Annotated in this window: 18 protein-coding genes and 1 tRNA gene; 12 read left to right on the plus strand and 7 right to left on the minus strand. The window is 65.1% G+C overall.

Going from position 1 to position 18118, the window contains the following annotated elements; genetic code table 11:
• Nucleotides 1-108: 108 nt before the first annotated feature.
• Genes J3474_RS18045 through J3474_RS18055 form a run of 3 tightly spaced genes read left to right on the plus strand, consistent with a single transcriptional unit; the run spans nt 109 to nt 2896 of the window.
• Nucleotides 109-1977: a hypothetical protein gene (locus J3474_RS18045; RefSeq protein WP_376706543.1), complete on the plus strand. Its 1869-nt coding sequence runs from the start codon at nt 109-111 to the stop codon at nt 1975-1977.
• A complete protein-coding gene (locus J3474_RS18050) occupies nt 1974-2483 on the plus strand; it encodes a TadE/TadG family type IV pilus assembly protein (protein WP_207095123.1) in 510 nt (169 codons plus the stop codon). The genes J3474_RS18045 and J3474_RS18050 overlap by 4 nt, the downstream gene beginning before the upstream one ends.
• Nucleotides 2483-2896 carry a TadE/TadG family type IV pilus assembly protein gene (locus J3474_RS18055; RefSeq protein WP_207095124.1) on the plus strand — a complete coding sequence of 138 codons (414 nt, stop codon included), beginning with the start codon at nt 2483-2485 and terminating at the stop codon, nt 2894-2896. The genes J3474_RS18050 and J3474_RS18055 overlap by 1 nt, the downstream gene beginning before the upstream one ends.
• A 99-nt stretch (nt 2897-2995) precedes the next feature.
• On the opposite strand, the gene J3474_RS18060 is transcribed toward J3474_RS18055, so the two are convergent.
• The 4 genes from J3474_RS18060 to grxC all read right to left on the minus strand — a co-directional run bounded on the left by J3474_RS18060 (nt 2996) and on the right by grxC (nt 4726).
• Nucleotides 2996-3072: transfer RNA gene (locus tag J3474_RS18060), tRNA-Arg, on the minus strand.
• Between the two features lie 50 nt (nt 3073-3122).
• A complete protein-coding gene (locus tag J3474_RS18065) occupies nt 3123-3620 on the minus strand; it encodes a DUF1178 family protein (protein WP_207095125.1) in 498 nt (165 codons plus the stop codon).
• 8 nt (nt 3621-3628) lie between these two features.
• Nucleotides 3629-4444, minus strand: a complete 816-nt coding sequence (locus J3474_RS18070) for a carbon-nitrogen hydrolase family protein (protein WP_207095126.1) — start codon at nt 4442-4444, stop codon at nt 3629-3631.
• A gap of 18 nt (nt 4445-4462) precedes the next feature.
• Entirely contained in the window at nt 4463-4726 is a 264-nt protein-coding gene (grxC, locus tag J3474_RS18075; protein WP_207095127.1) for a glutaredoxin 3, read from the minus strand.
• A 164-nt stretch (nt 4727-4890) separates the two neighbouring features.
• Here grxC and J3474_RS18080 point away from each other — a divergent pair, with 164 nt between their 5' ends.
• The 3 genes from J3474_RS18080 (at nt 4891) to J3474_RS18090 (ending at nt 7916) form a co-directional block, all read left to right on the plus strand.
• Entirely contained in the window at nt 4891-5361 is a 471-nt protein-coding gene (locus J3474_RS18080) for an Hsp20 family protein (protein WP_207095128.1), read from the plus strand.
• 262 nt (nt 5362-5623) lie between these two features.
• Entirely contained in the window at nt 5624-7504 is a 1881-nt protein-coding gene (locus J3474_RS18085; protein ID WP_207095129.1) for a methyl-accepting chemotaxis protein, read from the plus strand.
• Nucleotides 7505-7574: 70 nt separating this feature from the next.
• Nucleotides 7575-7916 carry an energy transducer TonB gene (locus J3474_RS18090; RefSeq protein ID WP_207095130.1) on the plus strand — a complete coding sequence of 114 codons (342 nt, stop codon included), beginning with the start codon at nt 7575-7577 and terminating at the stop codon, nt 7914-7916.
• A 98-nt stretch (nt 7917-8014) separates the two neighbouring features.
• On the opposite strand, the gene J3474_RS18095 is transcribed toward J3474_RS18090, so the two are convergent.
• The 3 genes from J3474_RS18095 to tpiA all read right to left on the minus strand — a co-directional run bounded on the left by J3474_RS18095 (nt 8015) and on the right by tpiA (nt 11075).
• Entirely contained in the window at nt 8015-9643 is a 1629-nt protein-coding gene (locus tag J3474_RS18095) for a CTP synthase (protein ID WP_207095131.1), read from the minus strand.
• A gap of 130 nt (nt 9644-9773) precedes the next feature.
• On the minus strand, nt 9774-10178 hold the full coding sequence (secG, locus tag J3474_RS18100; protein ID WP_207095132.1) for a preprotein translocase subunit SecG: 405 nt from the start codon (nt 10176-10178) through the stop codon (nt 9774-9776).
• 138 nt (nt 10179-10316) lie between these two features.
• Nucleotides 10317-11075 carry a triose-phosphate isomerase gene (gene tpiA / locus J3474_RS18105; RefSeq protein ID WP_013833747.1) on the minus strand — a complete coding sequence of 253 codons (759 nt, stop codon included), beginning with the start codon at nt 11073-11075 and terminating at the stop codon, nt 10317-10319.
• A gap of 267 nt (nt 11076-11342) precedes the next feature.
• Between tpiA and J3474_RS18110 the strand changes: the two genes are divergently transcribed.
• Genes J3474_RS18110 through trpC form a run of 6 tightly spaced genes read left to right on the plus strand, consistent with a single transcriptional unit; the run spans nt 11343 to nt 18008 of the window.
• Nucleotides 11343-13292, plus strand: coding sequence for a SurA N-terminal domain-containing protein (locus tag J3474_RS18110; RefSeq protein WP_207095133.1), 1950 nt, complete (start codon nt 11343-11345; stop codon nt 13290-13292).
• Between the two features lie 18 nt (nt 13293-13310).
• The gene (trpE, locus tag J3474_RS18115) at nt 13311-14822 is read left to right on the plus strand and encodes an anthranilate synthase component I (RefSeq protein ID WP_207095134.1); all 1512 of its coding nucleotides are present in this window, start codon (nt 13311-13313) and stop codon (nt 14820-14822) included.
• Nucleotides 14819-15604, plus strand: a complete 786-nt coding sequence (locus J3474_RS18120) for a phosphodiester glycosidase family protein (RefSeq protein ID WP_207095135.1) — start codon at nt 14819-14821, stop codon at nt 15602-15604. The genes trpE and J3474_RS18120 overlap by 4 nt, the downstream gene beginning before the upstream one ends.
• A complete protein-coding gene (locus J3474_RS18125; protein WP_207095136.1) occupies nt 15601-16185 on the plus strand; it encodes an aminodeoxychorismate/anthranilate synthase component II in 585 nt (194 codons plus the stop codon). Before J3474_RS18120 ends, J3474_RS18125 begins: the two co-directional genes overlap by 4 nt.
• On the plus strand, nt 16182-17171 hold the full coding sequence (gene trpD / locus J3474_RS18130) for an anthranilate phosphoribosyltransferase (protein ID WP_207095137.1): 990 nt from the start codon (nt 16182-16184) through the stop codon (nt 17169-17171). The genes J3474_RS18125 and trpD overlap by 4 nt, the downstream gene beginning before the upstream one ends.
• A gap of 48 nt (nt 17172-17219) precedes the next feature.
• On the plus strand, nt 17220-18008 hold the full coding sequence (gene trpC / locus J3474_RS18135; protein ID WP_207095138.1) for an indole-3-glycerol phosphate synthase TrpC: 789 nt from the start codon (nt 17220-17222) through the stop codon (nt 18006-18008).
• The last annotated feature ends 110 nt before the right edge of the window (nt 18009-18118 follow it).

The raw sequence follows: 18118 nt of genomic DNA on the forward strand, positions 1-18118 counted from the left end.
GGTGTCATTGCTGGCCTTTCCCTGCCTGTTGTCCTTGGTGCTGCAGGGCTTGCCTTCGATATAAACCGCGGTCTTGAACAACAGGCGGCGAACCAGCGGGCAGCGGACATGGCGGCCCTGGGCGCGGCGATGGCCTTCAAGGAGAGTGCGAGCGAAGCGGTACTCGAGCCGACCGCAAAGGACATCGTGCGGGCCAACGGGATCGCCGGCGCGACGGTTGAGGCAACCGTGCGCGAGGATTTTCCCTCGGCAGGCGATCAGTCGGTGCGTGTGACCGTGACGACCCAGGCGCCTTACACCCTCGCCAAGGTCGTCGGCATGGGCGATCGCTTCGCCGTGCAGACGCAGTCGTTCGCCTCCCTGACGACGCAGGCGCCTTATGCCCCGCCCTGCTTCCTCGCGCTTTCCAGTGCGAACGATGCGATCACCGTGACCGGAGGCGCTTCGATCGATGCGCCCGACTGTTCGATCGCGGCCATCGGCGGCGTCCAGAACAAAGGGCAGTTGATCCGCGGTCATGACATCATTTCCGGCAGCGGTGACATCTCCGTGAACTACGGCACCTTGTCTGCAGAAACCCTGCGCTTTGCCGGCAGCTTCAGCGCGCCCTCGTGGAACGGCAACGTCCCTCCTGCCGACAAGCGCAAGAACCAGCCGACCGAATTGCTCGACCCCTGGGCCGACAACGCCGAGTTGTCCGATGCCCGCAGCGAGTTGGGGCACCACACGAGCATTCCCGGTCTTTCGAATCCCGACACTTCCGTCTGCACGGGCGCCCGGGACTATGCCCTGGATTGGAATCCGAACGGGTCGAACCCTGCGAAAAACTACTGGACGGGGTCGGGCTACAACCTTCCGGCGGCGACGTACTGCATCAAGAAGCTGACGACCGGCGGCGGCCTTTCGATCAAGTTCGCGAGCGGTTCACGCATCTACGTGCAGCAGGGTGTCGCGATCAGCGGCGGCACCAGCGTGGACTTCGGAGACTCTGACATTTTCGTCAATGGCGGCTTCGACAGCGGCTCCAGCGGCGTGACGATCGGCGACGGTACCTTGTGGATCGGCAGCGGGGGCCAGGTCAAATGGCAGGGCACGAACCACAAGGGCAATGGCACCGTCATCATCAACCAGACCATCAAGCTGGGCGGCGGCCAGAAGTTGCTGGTGGGCGACGGCAGTCACTTCTTCGGCGGGTTCGATCTCGGCGGTGGCGGTTCGGCCAAGATGGGCGACGGCGATTTTACCGCGGTTGCGGGGATCTTCATCGCGGGCGGCAGTGAACTTGCCGTGGGCGACGGCAATTACCTGATCGGTCCGGGCAGCGGCAATTCGGCAATCAAGCTTTCGGGCAGCGCCATATATCTCATGGGAGACGGAACCTTCAGCGCCAACGGCGACATCGATACCGCGGGCGGCAGTCGCATCGCCTTCGGTCGCACGCGCAATCACTACATCAATGGCAATCTCAAGATAGCCGGTTCGGCCGTGTTCGGCGCCGGACGCTACACGATCGCCGGTGACTTCGTGAACGGCACCGGCGGCACCACCTGGCCCTATACTTCGCCGCTCAATGGCATCACTTATGGCTCGGCCTTTTCGGGCTACGACATGGGTGGCAGCGACGTGACCTTCATCCTGGGCGGCACGCTCAACCTTGCCGGCGGAGCCAGGACCAAACTGGTCGCGCCCAGCGGTTCGGTGGCCGGGGGACAGATCGCTGACCTCCTTGTCGATTCACTGACCACGGCGGACACAAACTGGACCGGTGGTTCGGCAAACAACTTCGCCGGCACCGTCCATGTACCCAATTCGAACGTGAAGATGTCCGGTGGCAACACGACTCTCGGGAACGGGCAGTGCTTCACGCTGATTGCCGGGAAGATCGCGGCGAACGGCGGTGCGGCGACCGGGTCTGCATGCCAGTCTATGGCAGGCGATACGGACGGCAAGTCCAGTTCGATCAGGCTTGTGCGATGATGCTCGGTTTGCTGCGCAAGATCCGCAGGGCGGAGGGCGGCGTCGCCACGGTCGAGTTCGGCATCTGGGTGACGACCTTCTTTCTCGTCATCATGGGCGTGCTCGACTTCGCATCTTTCTACATGGAGCGCTCGCAGGTGAACGAAGCCCTGTCGGCCGCCGCAACCAAGTCCTTCGCGGACCGCGAGAATGTCGACTTCGGCGCGTTACCCGTCTACGTGCGCAATTTCGCCGAGATGCCCACGCTCAGCGTATCGGCAAGCTGCAATGGCGTAGCCGGCTCCTGCACCAATCTCAATCGCACTTGTGCCTGTCTCAAGACCGACGGAACGTATAGTGCCGGGACCTGCGGCAGCACCTGCAGCGGTTCCGGGATGACTTCAGGTTCGACTGCGGGCTATTATGTCACGCTTTCGGCCGATCACAGGTTTTCGCCGATCCTTTTGCCTGGCGGGCTGCTCAAGGGCACATCCACGGGGCAATCCGTCACCGTGAGGGTGCAGTGATGCGCCTGTTTTCCCGGCTCGCGCGCAGTACCCGCGGCGCGACGATCGTCGAGTTCGCGCTCGTCGCGCCGATTTTCCTGATCATGCTTTTCGGCATCATCGAGGGTAGCCGCGCGTTCTGGGTGAAGCAGACGCTGGAGCGCGTCGCCCATGCCACGGCGCGGTGCATGTCGGTAGATTCGGCCTGCGCCACCACCGCTACGCAAAAGCAATACGCCCTCGAGCGTGCCAAGGCTCTGGGCGTTACTGTCGAACCTTCGGGCATCGTGATCACCGGGGCCACGACCTGCAAGGGCAACGCGAACTCCAATTCGGTGACCATTGCACGCCCCTTCGACACGGTGCTCCGCAATATCGTCCCGATCGTGCCTCAGGAACTCAGTGGCTCGGGTTGTTTCCCGATTCTGACCTGACCTGCGCTTCCCTCCCCGGGGGCTCGTTGGCAAATGCTCGAAATCGAACCCGCAGCGCCAGCATAGGCGCTGGACATCTTGCCCCGATCTGAAAGGGAATGGTGCGCCCGACAGGATTCGAACCTGTGGCCCCCAGATTAGGAATCTGGTGCTCTATCCTGCTGAGCTACGGGCGCACTCGGGGCGGGTCCTAGCTTGGCTTTTTCGGGTTGGCAATCTGTTCCCGTCAGTTTGCCTGTTCGGGCGGCGTTACCGGGAATGGCAGCGGCATCAGGGCGATACCTTCCTCCAGCAGTTCCTGTGCTTCTGACGCGCTCGTCTGTCCGTGGATCGCTTCGGCCTCGCGCTCTCCATAGTGCATGGCGCGCGCGTCTTCGGCGAAGTTCTTGCCCACATAGCGCGAGGATTTCAGGGCTTCGGCCTGCATCTGCGCGAGCTTGCGGATCACTTCTACGGCCTCTGCCGGAAGCGGTGCGTTGGCGACGGGAGCTGTCGGCGCTTCGACAGGCTTGGAGGGCTGCTGCGGGCGAGCGGGCGATTCGGCCAACTGGTTGCCCTTGCGCGAAAGACGCGGGGCCTGGATGGCCTTGCCCACTTCGGCAGATCCGCAATGCGGGCAGGAAACGAGCCCCCGCTCCTGCTGACGCGCAAAATCCTCCGAGGACTTGAACCAGCCCTCGAACCGGTGCGGGCCGGATCGGCATTCGAGATCATAGACGATCATGTTCAGTTCTATTTGGCTATTGTCCGCCGATTGGCAAGACTCGGTAATTGCGTACGAATTTCCGCGATGCGGGCCGGATCGATTTCGGCAAAGCCGAGACCGGCCTTATCGCCGCCCATGTCGAGGACGATTTCCCCCCACGGATCGATTGCAAGCGAGTGACCGTAAGTCTCGCGCCCGTCCTCGTGCCTGCCGACCTGGGCCGCAGACAGGACATAGGCACTTGCCTCCACGGCGCGGGCGCGTTGCAGAAGATGCCAGTGCGCCTTCCCGGTCGGCACGGTAAAGGCCGCCGGAATGGCGATCACGTCGCAATGGGCCCGACCGAGTGCTTCGTACAGTGCGGGGAAGCGCACGTCGTAGCAGATCGACAGGCCAAGCCTGCCTAGCGGCGTTTCCACCGTGACCACTTCGTCTCCGGCGGCATAGGCATTGGATTCGCGCCAGGATTCGCCTGTCGAAAGATCGACGTCGAACATGTGGATCTTGTCGTAGCGGGCGCGGATCTCGCCCGTCTCGTCGATTACGAAGGCCCGGTTCGCCCAGCGCCCGTCCTTGCGCGTGATGGCCAGCGAGCCGAGATGAACCCAGATCCCCTCGCGCGCAGCGGCTTCGCGAACCGCTGCCAGCACGCGGTCCTCGGCCTCGCTGCGGATGACCTCGCGAGCGCGCGAACGTTGACGGTCCAGCAGACCCGACATCTCCGGCGTGAACAGCATCGCCGCCCCGCCCTGCTTCGCTGCGGAAACGGCGGATACGATCGTCCCGGCATTCGCCTCGGGATCGATGCCAGTGGTCATCTGGAACAGGGCCGCGCGGGTCATGGCTTCAATCGGTTGCGGTCAAAGGCCGAGGATCGGATCGAGCTTGCCCTGGCGATCGAGGGAATTGATGTCGTCGAAACCGCCATAGGGCGTGCCGGCAACAAGGACCTGCGGCACCGTGCGTGCACCGGGAACGCGCTCCACCATCTCGTCACGCTTGGGGCCGCCCATGGTGATATCGTATTCCTCGTAGGAAACTCCCTTGCCATCGAGCAGCGACTTGGCCGCGACGCAATAGGGACAGCCCCACTTGGTGTAGATCTCTACCTTGGGTTTGTTCATGGACAATCGCTCCTTCAATCTGTGCTGACGGTCACTTGAAAGTGGGCGCCGGTATCATATCTAATGTGACGAGTCATGGCCCACAGTGGGGATGGCTCGATAGCAGGGCGCCGGATTTCACGGGCCCGGACAATACGAAGATTGCTCATTGGAGGATTTTTGTCATGAACCGTATCGACTTTTCGCCTTATCGCCGCAGCATGGTTGGATTTGATCGCCTTTTCGACATGATCGAGAACCAGAACCGACCCAACGCAGGCGACAAGTATCCCCCGTTCAACATCGAACGCCGCGGCCAGGATGCCTATCGCATCACGCTTGCCGTTGCAGGCTTCAAGCCCGCCGACATCGATATCACCGCCCAGGCCAATCTCCTGACCGTCAAGGGCAACAAGCCCGACGAGAGTGTCGAGGGCGAGTATCTGCATGTCGGTATCGCGCAGCGCGGGTTTGAGCGCCGCTTCGAGCTTGCCGACTATGTCCGCGTCGACAGCGCCGATCTTGCGGACGGCCTGCTCGTGATCGACCTCGTACGCGAAGTGCCCGAGGCGATGAAGCCCAAGAAGATCGCCATTGGCGGCAACACGCTCACGGTTGTCGACAACGCGTCGGACGAAGGCACCCAGGCGGCCTGATCGAAGCCGTTCGAAGAACAGAAGTCTGGGGGCGGCCTGGGAAACCGGGCCGCCCTTTTTGCTTGGCGATCTCCCTTTACTGCAGCTCACTGCAATAGAGGCTACCGCAACTTAACTACGAGACTAAATATCGCTGCAAGATTGTTTAAGCGCTTTGAAACAGTGGGATAAGGGCCCGCACACGAGGCCATCTTAAATCGCATCAAAGACTTGGGCTCTAGATAGCTTCTCCAATGGAAAACATGGGGGGACCATCAGAGCAATGAATCGATTGCGGATCAGTCACCGTCTCGTGCTCGCCTTCGGCCTGCTGCTGGCGATCATGGGCACAATGGGAGTCTTCGCGCTCAAGCAGATCGGCGAGGTCAATGCGCTCACCGAGGAGCTGAACGAAAACTCCCTTCCGGCTTCGCGGGCACTGGGCGACCTGCATGCCTACGTATCGCAGTATCGCATCCATCAGGAAGACACGGTCAAGGCCGCCGGCACCCCGGCATGGGAGCGGCAGGTCAAGGTCCTGCGCAACTCCGGCGCGGTGATCGACGAAGTCCTCGCCGACTACGCCAAGCACGTGAAGCGCCCCGAGACGCTGCAATCGCTCAAGGGCGTACGGGAAAGCTGGCAGGCCTACGTCCAGCAGAACGACGCGATCCTGAACCTGGCGCAGGGTGACAAGCCCGCTGCGGTCGACATGTTCGACGGCGAAGGACTCGACGCCTTCTATGCGATCGAGGATCAGCTCCTGAACCTGATCGACCTGAACGCCTCCACCGCCAAGGCGGCAGCCGCGGAAGGCGAGGCAATCCATGCCAATGCCCGCCATGTCATGCTCGTGGCCGCGATCACCGGCGTACTGAGCGCCATTGGCCTGATGCTCTTTCTCATGCGATCTATCGCGCGGCCAGTGAAGCAGCTTTCCGAATCGGTGCGCAGCCTGATCGAAGGCGACATCGATGTCGTCATCCCGGGCAGCAACCGCCGCGACGAACTGGGCAGCCTGGCCCGCGCGCTGGAGAACTTCCAGCGGCTGGTGGCAACCGACCAGCAGCGCGCGCACGAGGAACAGGAGCGCGCCCGCGAGCTCCAGATCACCATCGATGCCATCGGCAATGGCCTTGCCGAGCTGGCCAAGGGCAACCTTGTCCACCGGGTTCCCGCTGCGCGCGGTTCACTCGCGCAGCTGCACGAACACTTCAATGTCGCCGTCTCGCGCCTCGGCGAAACGATGGGCCGGATCATCGACGGCTGCCAGTCGATCCGCATCGGTACGAACGAGATCGCAACGGCGACCTCCGACCTTGCCGAGCGCACCGAGAAGCAGGCAAGTTCACTCGCCGACACCTCACGCACGCTGAGCGAGTTCACCAGCGTGGTGCACGTCACTGCCGAGAACGCGCGCCAGACCAGCTCGCGTCTGGGCGTCGCCCGCGAGACGGCCGACCGGGTGGAAGGCATTGCGCACGAGGCCGTGGACGCCATGCGCAGCATCGAGACGACTTCTCGCCAGATGTCCGAGATCATCGGCACCATCGACGGAATCGCCTTCCAGACCAACCTGCTCGCGCTCAATGCCGGGGTCGAGGCGGCGCGTGCCGGTGAGGCCGGCAAGGGCTTTGCCGTGGTCGCCACCGAAGTGCGCGCCCTCGCCCAGCGCTCGGCCGATGCCGCAAAGGACATCCGCACCCTGATCGACCGCAGCAGCCGCCAGGTCGGCGATGGCGTTGCACTCGTCGAGAGCAGCGGCGAAGCCTTGCGCCAGATCGTCGGCGAAGTGGTCACCGTCTCCAACCTGGTCGACGAGATCGCAGGGGCCGCCGAGAAGCAGGCCGAGGGCATCTCGGAAATCTCGACGATGGTCTCCGGCATGGACAGCTTCACCCAGCAGAATGCCGCGATGGTTGAGGAAAGCTCGGCCGGCAGCCGCAGCCTTTCCGAGGAAACGCAGCAGCTCATGACGCAGATGGCCGCGTTCCGGATCAAGGACGGCAGGGGGCTCAACGACAATGCGGGCGGCGCTGCCAGGGATGGCATCGGCAACGCGGGACCGGTCGTCGCCTCAGCGCCTGCGCGTAGCCTGTCCGCTGCTGCCCCGGCTTTCGTCGGCAATGCCGCACTGGACCTCGATGACTGGTCGGACTTCTGAAGCTTTCAAGATGAGTAAACGGGTGGCCTGCCGGAGGGGCCGGTCATTCCCATAAGAGTGGAGTGAGTGCATGAAGAATATCGTTCTCAAAGCCGCCGCGGTCGCTTCGGTTCTGATCATGACGGCGGCTCCCGCCATGGCCGACGACTGGCTCAACACCGTCAAGCGCTCCGTCGCTTCCAAGCAGACCTATCCGCGCACGGCGCAGATGCGCGGTGAGGAAGGCACGGCCAAGGTCAAGGTCTACGTCTCGTCCTCGGGCAAGGTCGAGCGTACCGAACTGGTGGCGACCTCGGGCTCGAGCGCGCTGGACCGCGAAGCCGAAGCCGTGTTCTCCCGCATGGGCAACCTGCCCGCGCCGCCGGCCGGAACCAGCTCGGTCGTACTGCCGCTGACGTGGAAGCTGCTCTGATCCTGTAGACGAGATCCTGAAAAGGCATCGCCCCAAACGAGAAGGACCGGCCCTGCGGCCGGTCCTTTTTCATTTCGCGATGACTGTCGCCGGTCCGGTCAGACGAGGCGCGCCTGCTGCAGCGCCGCCGCGATGAATCCCTTGAACAGCGGGTGCGGATCGAACGGCTTGGACTTGAGTTCCGGGTGGAACTGCACGCCTACGAACCACGGGTGGTCCGGACGCTCGACAATCTCCGGCAGCAAGCCGTCGGGGGACATGCCCGAGAAGATCAGTCCGTCGCCTTCCAGCGCTTCGCGATACGAGCCGTTGACTTCGTAGCGGTGGCGGTGACGCTCGCTGATCGTGGTCGAACCGTAGATCGAGGCCACATGGCTGTTGGGCGAAAGCTCCGCCTGGTATGCGCCCAGACGCATGGTGCCGCCAAGGTCGCCGCCGGCAGCGCGCTGCTCCAGGCCGTCCTTGCCCATCCACTCGGTAATGATGCCCACTACCGGCTCGCTCGTCGGGCCGAATTCGGTCGAGCTCGCCTGGGCGATGCCGGCCGAACGCGCGCCTTCGATGCAGGCCATCTGCATGCCAAGGCAAATGCCGAAGAACGGCACGCCGCGCTCGCGCGCGAAACGGACCGAAGCGATCTTGCCCTCGGTGCCGCGTTCGCCGAAGCCACCGGGCACGAGAATGCCGTGCATCGGCTCAAGCTCGGCCGCGATCTCGGCATCGTCCTTCTCGAACAGCTCGGCGTCGATCCACTTGATGTTGACCTTGACCCGGTTGGCCATGCCGCCGTGAACGAGCGCCTCGTTGAGCGACTTGTAGGCATCGGGCAGGCCGACGTACTTGCCGACGACGCCGATGGTCACTTCGCCTTCGGGATGCTCGTAGCGGTCGGTCACCTCGTCCCAGCGCGCCATGTCGGGCGCCGGCGAAGTCAGTCCGAAATGGTGCAGGACTTCGGCATCGAGGCCTTCCCGGTGATACTGCAGCGGCACCGCGTAGATGTTCGGTGCGTCGAGCGCCGGGATAACGGCTTCGCGGCGCACGTTGCAGAACAGCGCGATCTTGCGGCGCTCGCTTTCGGGCAGTTCGCGGTCGCAGCGACACAGCAGGATGTCGGGCTGGATGCCAAGACCGGTCAGTTCGCGCACGGAGTGCTGCGTCGGCTTGGTCTTCAGCTCGCCCGCCGCCGCGATGTAGGGCACCAGCGTGACGTGGACGAAGCAGGTCTGCTCACGGCCCATCTCGTTGCGCAGCTGGCGCATGGCCTCGACGAAGGGCAGGCCCTCGATGTCGCCGACGGTGCCGCCGATTTCGCACAGCACGAAATCGAGGTCGTCGGTATCGGACATCGCGAAGTTCTTGATCGCGTCGGTGACGTGCGGGATGACCTGCACGGTGGCACCGAGATAGTCGCCGCGGCGCTCCTTGGCGATGATGTCCTGATAGATGCGGCCCGAGGTGATGTTGTCGCTCTGACGGGCCGACACGCCGGTGAAGCGTTCGTAGTGGCCAAGGTCGAGGTCGGTCTCGGCCCCGTCGTCAGTCACGTAGACCTCACCGTGCTGGTAAGGGCTCATCGTGCCCGGATCGACGTTGAGGTATGGGTCGAACTTGCGGATGCGGACGCGGAAACCGCGTGCCTGCAGGAGAGCCGCGAGGCTCGCTGCCATGAGCCCCTTGCCGAGCGAGGAAACCACGCCGCCGGTGATAAAAATATGCCGCGCCATGGGAGTCGGGCCTTAAATTGCATGGAGGCCCATAGGCAAGCGCCCAGAGCCTGAATCCACAGGTCAATACTACATGAAATGCCGCCTGCCACTGCCAGACGGCATTTCGGTTACGGGAAATGCCTCGGAATTACTGCTTGGCAGCACCCGAAAGCGGATCGTCGGCCGGCGCCTGCTGCGCAGCGCCATCGCCCTGGGCCGGTGCCGCGGCGGGATTCGCCGCGCCGGCAAGAGGATCGGCCGGCTGTGCCGGAGCCGTCGGCGCAGCAGCGCCGCGCTCAAGCGAAGTGTCGATATCGCGGCCGGTGGTCACATCGACGGCAAGCGCTGCCAGGATGATGCTCAGGACCACGAAGAGAACGGCCAGAACCGAAGTCGCGCGGGTCAGGAAGTTGGCTGCGCCGCGCGCGGACATCAGGCCCGAGGGGCTGCCGCCACCGACGCCCAGACCGCCGCCTTCCGACTTCTGCATCAGGATCACACCGACAAGCGCCGCTGCAATGAGCGCCTGGAGGACGGTCAGGAAAAGGAACATCTCAGTCTCAGCCTTCTGGGGAGCATCAAGCCCGCATCACACGTCGCGCAGATAGGCGCAACGCCTTCGCGGCGCAACCCGTCAACGGGTTTTCGCAAGGCCCGGCCATCAATGCCGGGCCCTGCAGCACTTTATCGATCAGTCCGCGTCCAGCGAAGCGGCTGCGCCGACGATCGCGAGGAAGCTCTCGGCGGACAGGCTTGCCCCGCCGACGAGCGCGCCGCCCACTTCGGGCACGGCCAGCAGTTCCGCGGCATTGTCGGCCTTTACCGAGCCGCCATAGAGAATGCGCACGTCCGCACCGCCCTCGCCGTAAAGCGCGACGAGCTTTGCGCGGATCGCCTTGTGCATCGCGGCCACGTCCTCAACCGAAGGCACCCGGCCGGTGCCGATGGCCCAGACCGGTTCGTAAGCGACCGAAAGCTTTTCCGGTGCGCCGTCGACACGCGGGCACGAACCCTCGAGCTGGGCGCCGACGACCGTTTCGGCCTCGCCGGCATCGCGCTGGGATTCGGTTTCACCCACGCACAGGATCACGCCGAGACCCGCACCGAGCGCAGCCTCCGCCTTGGCCTTGACGTCAGCATCGCTTTCGCCGTGGAGCGTGCGGCGCTCCGAGTGGCCGACGATGGTGAAGTCCGCGCCTGCGTCCTTGAGCATCTGCGCCGAGATGTCGCCGGTGAAGGCGCCGCTTTCTTCGGCGTGGCAGTCCTGCCCGCCCACGCCGATGATGGCCGCTGCGTCGCGCGTGCGATAGATCAGCGTCGCCGGCGGCGCGACCGCGACCTGCACCTTGGGAAAGCGTGCCGCCGCCCGGTCAATCGCGCGCGCCTCGTTGAGCATCGCGCGCGTGCCGTTCATTTTCCAGTTACCGACGATGTAAGGCAGTCCAGCCATTTCCAACCCTTGATTTCATCAAGTGCGCAGCGCCGCCTTCGGTCCAGCCAAAGAATCGCCGCTCCGCTTGCGCGGCGCAGCTAGGACAGGCAGACCACCATTGTCAAAACACATGCAGCCTTCGTTCAGGTAAAACTTTCCTGTGTGTCGCTCAAGCAATCGCATGCGAGTCGGCATTGCAGTAACGCGCAAGCGCCCCTAAAGCCTGCGGCCGTTTCCTGCGAAACCTTCGTTTTCGCTCAAGTCATCGCTGATCGGCACGGATCCATGCTCACTTTCTTCCGTTCAATGCTCAAATCCAAGATCGGTGCGGCTGTCGCGCTGATCATGCTCGTCGTTATCGCGCTCGCATTCGCCAGCGGCGATATCGCCGGCCTCAGTTCCTCGGCCGGCCTCGGCGGCGGAACGAAGGTCGCAACCGTGGGCAAGGAAAGTATCGACGCCCCGCAGCTGACGCAGTCGGCCCGCGCCGCGCTGGAGCGCGTGAAACGCAATCAACCCACCGCAACCATGAAACTGATGGTGGCGGAAGGCGGGGTCGAGCAGGTACTCGACGATCTCATCGACCGCACAGCGCTCTTCGTCTTCGGCAAGAAGCACGGCGTCGTTGCAGGCGATCGCCTGATCGACAGCGAAATCACGCAGATCCCCGGCTTCATGGGCGTTGACGGCAAGTTCAGCCAGGACACCTTCCGCCAGGCGCTCGCGCAGCAGGGCCTGACCGAGAAGGTCCTGCGCGAGGACATCGCCCAGGGCCTCGTCTCGCAGCAGCTGCTGGTTCCGGCGCAGTATGGCGCGGTGATGTCGAAGGATGCCGCCAGGCGCTATGCTTCGCTGCTCGGAGAGAGCCGCACCGGCACGATCGCAGCCTTCCCCTCCTCGGCCTTCATGCCCGAGAAGGACCCGACCGACATCGAGATCCAGGCCTTCTACAAGGACAACATCAACGAATTCATCCGGCCCGAGCGCCGCGTGATCCGTTACGCGACCTTCGGTGAAGACGCGATCAAGGCTCCCGCCGCGCCGACCGACAAGGAAATCGCCGCACGCTACGATGCCAACAAGGCGCAGTACGCCGCGCAGGACAAGCGCCGCATTACCCAGCTGATCGTGCCGACCGAGGCCGCTGCCAAGGCGATCGTCGCCGAAGTGAACGGCGGCAAGTCGCTCGAAGCGGCGGCTAAGGAAAAGGGCCTGTCGGCCGCCAGGCTCGAATTCTTCAGCAAGACCGATCTGAGCGAGCAGTTCTCGCCGGCCGTCGCCGATGCCGTCTTCGCCGCCGATACCGGCAAGCTCGCCGTGCCGCAGAAGAGCCCGCTGGGCTGGCACGTCATCCGCGTCGAGGAAAAGCAGGAAAAGCCTGCCCGCACCCTTGCCGAAGTGAAGGACGAACTGGCCAAGCAGATCGAGCAGGAAAAGCGCCGCGCCGCCTTCACCGACGAACTCGCCAGCCTCGAGGACAAGTTCGCCGACGGGGCCAACCTGATCGAAGTCGCCAAGTCGCTCGGGATCGAGGTGCAGACCACTGCGCCCATCACCGCCGACGGCCAGGTCTATCTCAAGCCCGGCGAAAAGGCGCCCGACGTCATCGCCCCGGTGCTCAAGACCGCCTTCTCGATGGAGGAAGAGCAGCCGCAGGTCGCCGAAGTCGAACGCGGCAAGACCTTCATGATCTACGACGTCAGCGAGATCGACGCGTCCGCGCCGGCTCCGCTCAAGGAGATCAAGGATGACGTGAAAGTCGCCTGGTCGATGGACAAGGGCTCGCAGGCCGCCAAGGCCGCCGCGCTCAAGGTCCAGGCCGAGGTCAAGAAGGGCACCGCGCTCGAAAAGGCCATGGCGTCGGTCGGCAAGCGCCTGCCGCCGATCCAGCCCGTCACTATGTCGCGTCCCACGTTGACCGCCGCGATCCAGAACGGCCGCCAGGTCCCGGCACCGATCTCGCTCATGTTCCACATGGCCGAGAACACGGTGAAGGTGCAGGCCGCCCCGCAGGAACGCGGCTGGTTCGTGGTGGCCCTCAAGAAGATCGACCCCGCCAAGATCGATTCCGACGATCTGGTCGCCAATACCCAGAAGGAACTCGGCCAGCAGCTCGGCCAGGCCTATGCCGACGCACTCGGCAAGGCGATCCGCAAGGACGTGGGCGTCACCAAGAATGCCGCCGCGATCAAGGCCGTGCGCGACGAACTCGCCGGCACCGGTTCGGCCCAGTAAGCGCAGGCAGGAACGACGATGCAGCGCGAAGCGGATAGAGACACGGTCCGGCAGCAACTGGAGCAAGGGCGCCCCGCCCTGCTCTGGCGCAAGCTGGTCGCCGATACCGAGACGCCGGTCGCGGCGGCCCTGCGGCTGTTCGAGGACGGTCGCGGCGACTTCCTGCTGGAATCGGTGGAAGGCGGCGAAGTGCGCGGGCGCTACAGCCTGATCGGCCTCGATCCCGACCTCGTGTTCCGTGCCAGCGGCGCCAGCTGCGAGATCAACCGCAAGTGGCAGTCCGACAAGGACGCCTTCGCGGCCCTGCCCGGCGACAGCCTCTCCGAACTGCGCAACCTCGTCGAGACCTGCCGCATCGACGTGCCCGCCGAACTGCCCAAGGCGCTCGCCTGCCTCGTCGGCTATTTCGGCTACGAGACCATCGGCCTTGTCGAGAAGCTGCCGCGCGCGCCGCAAAGCAGCCTCGACGTGCCCGACATGCTGTTCGTGCGGCCTTCGCTGATCCTCGTGTTCGATCGCCTCGGCGACGAGCTGTTCTGCGTGGCGCCGGTCTGGCCCGACGCCGGTTCGCCGGATCGCGTGGTCGAAGCCGCCGCGGAGCGCATCGACGAGGCGCTGCGCCGCCTCTCGGTGCCCGCCACGCTCGCTCCGGCCCAGCCCGACCTGGCAATACCAGAGCCAACGCCGGTCATGGCGGCCGACGACTACAAGGCGATGGTGCTCAGGGCCAAGGAGTACATCCAGGCCGGCGACATCTTCCAGGTCGTGCTGGCCCAGCGCTTCACCTGCGAATTCCCGCTGCCGCCGCTTGCGCTCTACCGCGCGCTGCGCCGGGTGAACCCATCGCCGTTCCTCTATTTCCTCGACCTGCCCGGCTTTGCGCTGGTCGGATCGAGCCCGGAAATCCTCGTGCGCGTGCGTGACGGCGAAGTCACGATCCGCCCGATCGCGGGCACCCGCCCGCGCGGCAAGACCCCGGCCGAGGACAAGGCCAACGAGGCGAGCCTGCTGGCCGATCCCAAGGAACGCGCCGAACACCTCATGCTGCTCGACCTGGGGCGCAACGACGTCGGCCGCGTGGCTGCGGCGGGCACCGTCGAAGTGACCGACAGCTACACGATCGAGCGCTACAGCCACGTGATGCACATCGTCTCGAACGTGGTCGGCCGGCTCGACACCGCCAGGCACGATGCCATCGACGCAGTCTTCGCCGGCTTCCCGGCCGGCACCGTCTCGGGCGCGCCCAAGGTCCATGCCTGCGAGATCATCGCCGAACTCGAACCCGAAACGCGCGGGGCCTATGCCGGCGGCGTCGGCTATTTCGCGCCCGACGGTTCGGTCGATTCGTGCATCGTCCTGCGCACCGGCGTGCTCAAGGACGGCGTGCTCCACGTCCAGGCGGGCGCGGGCATCGTTGCCGACAGCGACCCGGCCTACGAACAGCGCGAATGCGAAGCCAAGTCCGGCGCCCTTTTCGCTGCCGCGCGCGAAGCGGTCCGCGTCGCAGGAGAGCCGGGCTTCGGGCAGTGACCCGTACGGCGCCCGCCCTGCTGCTGGCGCTGCTGCTCGCCGCCTGCTCCTCGGGCGATGCGAAGCAGGAAGCCGCGGCGCCACCGCCGCCGCCGTGCGAGGCCGCCAGCTTCGAGGGCGCATCGCTCACCCATTGCACCGCAGAGCCGGGCCGCCACACCATCCACATGGTTCTGGGCCCCAAGGGTGGCGTGCCCTACCGCAGCCTCTCCCAGCTCGCGGTCGACCGGCCGGAAATGAGCCATGAAGTCGCCTTTGCGATGAACGGCGGCATGTTCGACGAGAAAGGGCAGCCGATCGGCTACTACGTCGAGGACGGGAATCGCCTGCACACGCTCAACCGCAACGAGGGCTACGGCAACTTCCACCTTCTGCCCAACGGCGTGTTCTATGGCGATACCGACGGCCACTGGGCCGTTCGCACCAGCGAGGACTTTGCCCAGAGCGTCTCGCACCGCCCGCAGTTCGGCACCCAGTCGGGGCCGATGCTGGTCATCGCCGGAAAGTTGCATCCCCGCATCGCGCCCGACGGCCAGTCGCTCAAGCTGCGCAATGGCGTGGGCGTCGACCGCGAAGGAAACGCGCACTTCGTCATTTCCGACGAACCGATCTCCTTCGGCAGGCTCGCCCGCTATTTCCGCGACGCGCTGGACTGCCCCAATGCGCTGTTCCTCGACGGCAGCGTCTCTTCCCTGTGGGATCCGCACATGGGCCGCGTCGATGGCGGACCTCCGCTCGGCCCCTTGATCGTCGTCGAGAAAAGGGCAAAGGGCAAATCATGATCCTCGTCATCGACAACTACGACAGCTTCACCTGGAACCTCGTCCATTACCTGATGGAGCTGGGGGCAGAGGTCGAAGTCGTGCGCAACGATGCGCTCTCGGCCGGACAGGCGATTTCGAGTGGGGCGCAGGGCTTCCTCATCTCGCCGGGGCCTTGCACCCCGAACGAGGCAGGCATCAGCCTCGACCTCGTCGGTGCGGCGGCCGATGCCGGAAAGCCGCTGCTCGGCGTGTGCCTGGGTCACCAGTCGATCGGCCAGTACTTCGGCGGCAGGGTCGTGCGCGGCGGGCTGATGCACGGCAAGACCTCGCCGGTGACGCATGACAATACCGGCGTGTTCGAGGGGCTGCCCTCGCCCTTCACCGCGACGCGCTATCACTCTCTGATCGTCGAGGAGATTCCCGAGACGCTGCTGGTCAACGCCCGCTCCGACGATGGCCACGTCATGGGCTTCCGCCACGCAAGCCTGCCGATCCACGGCGTGCAGTTCCACCCGGAAAGCATCGCCACCGAGCACGGGCACGACATGCTGGCGAACTTCCTGCGCCTGTGCGGCATCGAGACCAGGGCCGTCGCATGACGCTGCCCGATCCCGGCCATCCGATCGAGGAAGCCGAAGCCGAAGCCGCCTTCGCCGCGATCCTTGACGGCGACGTGCCCGAGGCGGACATCGCCGCGTTTCTCGTCGCACTTTCCGAGCGGGGCGAGAATGCCGGCGAGATCGCGGGCGCCGCACGCGCCATGCGGGCACGGATGGTCCCCATCGTCGCCCCCGCCAATGCCATCGACGTATGCGGAACCGGCGGTGACGGTCATCACACGCTCAACGTCTCGACCGCCGTATCGCTGGTCGTTGCCGCCTGCGGCGTGCCGGTCGCCAAGCACGGCAACCGCGCGGCCAGTTCCAAGGCGGGCGCCGCCGACACGCTCGAGGCGCTCGGTCTCAATCTCGACCGCGCCGTAGAGACCGCCGAGGCGACACTGGCCGACCTTGGCATCTGCTTCCTCTTCGCCGCCCGCCACCACCCGGCGCTTGGGCGGTTGATGCCGCTGCGCAAGAAGCTGGGGCGCCGCACGATCTTCAACCTGATGGGCCCGCTTGCCAATCCGGCGCAGGTCCGCCGCCAGCTCGTGGGCATTGCCCGGCCCGCCTACGTGCCGATCTATGCCGAGGCGATCCTTCGCCTGGGCACCGAGCATTCGCTCGTCGTCTCCGGCGATGAAGGCCTCGACGAACTCAGCCTTGCAGGCGGCAACGAAGTTGCGGAAGTGACCGGCAGCGAACTGGCCATGCGCCGCGTTTCGCCCGCCGACGCGGGGCTGCCAGTCGCGCCGGTCGATGCCATTCGCGGCGGCGATCCGCAGTACAACGCCCAGGCCCTGCGCCGCCTGCTCATGGGCGAAGCGGGCGCCTATCGCGATGCCGTGCTGTTCAACGCGGCCGGTGCGCTTGTTATCGCCGGTGAAGCAAAGACCTGGCGGGAAGGCGTCGAGGAAGCTGCCGAGGCCATCGACAAGGGCCTCGCCAATGCCCTGCTCAACTGCTGGATCGACGCGCTCAAGTAGCGCCGCTTCCCGCCCCTACCGAACCGCATCAGGCACCGAAGGCCCGCCATGTCCAACAAGCTCACCGAGATCTGCGATACCAAGCGCGAGGAAGTCGCCGCCCGCAAGCCCCTTGCCTCGCTTTCCGCGCTCGACGCGAAGGCTGCCGGCCAGAGCGCGCCGCGCGGCTTCGAGGCGGCGCTACGCCGCAAGGCCCAGAGCGGGTTCGCCCTCATCGCGGAAATCAAGAAGGCCAGCCCGTCGAAGGGCCTGATCCGCCCGGATTTCCGCCCGACCGAACATGCCGTCGCCTATGAAAAGGGCGGCGCGGCGTGCCTCTCGATCCTGACCGATGCACCTTACTTCCAGGGCCATGAGGACTATCTCGTCGCGGCGCGCGCCGCGGTCTCGCTGCCGGTCATCCGCAAGGACTTCATGGTCGATCCCTGGCAGGTCGCCGAAGCGCGTTCGATCGGGGCCGACGCCATCCTCATCATCGTTGCCGCGCTGGACGATACGCTGATGGCCGAGATCGAGGCGGCCGCGCTCGAACGCGGCATGGACTGCCTCGTCGAAGTCCACGACGAGCATGAGATGGAGCGCGCGGCCCGACTCAAATCGCGCCTGATCGGCGTCAACAACCGCGACCTCAAGCGCTTCGTCACCGACATCGCCACGACCGAGCGGCTCGCCCCGCTCGCACCGGAAGGCACGCTGCTCGTCAGTGAGAGCGGCATCAACGGCCATGCCGACCTGCAGCGTCTCTCGCAGTGCGGCGCGCGCACCTTCCTCGTTGGCGAAAGCCTGATGCGCCATGACGATGTCGAGGCGGCAACGCGGGCGCTGCTCGAAGGATAAACTTCGGGCCGATGCAATCGGGAAGCCCGCCCTGTCCTACAGCCGGGAAATCTGCCATCCATGGGGCATGGGCGCGAATGTACCCGGCCCCGAAAGCGCCCGCTTACCGG

It is taken from the genome of Novosphingobium sp. PY1 (assembly GCF_017312445.1).
GTDB lineage: Bacteria > Pseudomonadota > Alphaproteobacteria > Sphingomonadales > Sphingomonadaceae > Novosphingobium.

Coding starts and splice junctions, on each gene's coding strand:
- J3474_RS18065 (WP_207095125.1), bottom strand. CDS start 3,620: ATGATCGTCTATGATCTCGAATGCCGATCCGGCCCGCACCGGTTCGAG.
- secG (WP_207095132.1), bottom strand. CDS start 10,178: ATGTTCCTTTTCCTGACCGTCCTCCAGGCGCTCATTGCAGCGGCGCTT.
- trpC (WP_207095138.1), top strand. CDS start 17,220: ATGTCCAACAAGCTCACCGAGATCTGCGATACCAAGCGCGAGGAAGTC.
- J3474_RS18055 (WP_207095124.1), top strand. CDS start 2,483: ATGCGCCTGTTTTCCCGGCTCGCGCGCAGTACCCGCGGCGCGACGATC.
- tpiA (WP_013833747.1), bottom strand. CDS start 11,075: ATGGCTGGACTGCCTTACATCGTCGGTAACTGGAAAATGAACGGCACG.
- J3474_RS18045 (WP_376706543.1), top strand. CDS start 109: ATGGCGGCCCTGGGCGCGGCGATGGCCTTCAAGGAGAGTGCGAGCGAA.
- J3474_RS18070 (WP_207095126.1), bottom strand. CDS start 4,444: ATGACCCGCGCGGCCCTGTTCCAGATGACCACTGGCATCGATCCCGAG.
- trpD (WP_207095137.1), top strand. CDS start 16,182: ATGACGCTGCCCGATCCCGGCCATCCGATCGAGGAAGCCGAAGCCGAA.
- J3474_RS18085 (WP_207095129.1), top strand. CDS start 5,624: ATGAATCGATTGCGGATCAGTCACCGTCTCGTGCTCGCCTTCGGCCTG.
- J3474_RS18125 (WP_207095136.1), top strand. CDS start 15,601: ATGATCCTCGTCATCGACAACTACGACAGCTTCACCTGGAACCTCGTC.
- J3474_RS18090 (WP_207095130.1), top strand. CDS start 7,575: ATGAAGAATATCGTTCTCAAAGCCGCCGCGGTCGCTTCGGTTCTGATC.
- J3474_RS18110 (WP_207095133.1), top strand. CDS start 11,343: ATGCTCACTTTCTTCCGTTCAATGCTCAAATCCAAGATCGGTGCGGCT.
- J3474_RS18080 (WP_207095128.1), top strand. CDS start 4,891: ATGAACCGTATCGACTTTTCGCCTTATCGCCGCAGCATGGTTGGATTT.
- grxC (WP_207095127.1), bottom strand. CDS start 4,726: ATGAACAAACCCAAGGTAGAGATCTACACCAAGTGGGGCTGTCCCTAT.
- J3474_RS18050 (WP_207095123.1), top strand. CDS start 1,974: ATGATGCTCGGTTTGCTGCGCAAGATCCGCAGGGCGGAGGGCGGCGTC.
- J3474_RS18095 (WP_207095131.1), bottom strand. CDS start 9,643: ATGGCGCGGCATATTTTTATCACCGGCGGCGTGGTTTCCTCGCTCGGC.
- trpE (WP_207095134.1), top strand. CDS start 13,311: ATGCAGCGCGAAGCGGATAGAGACACGGTCCGGCAGCAACTGGAGCAA.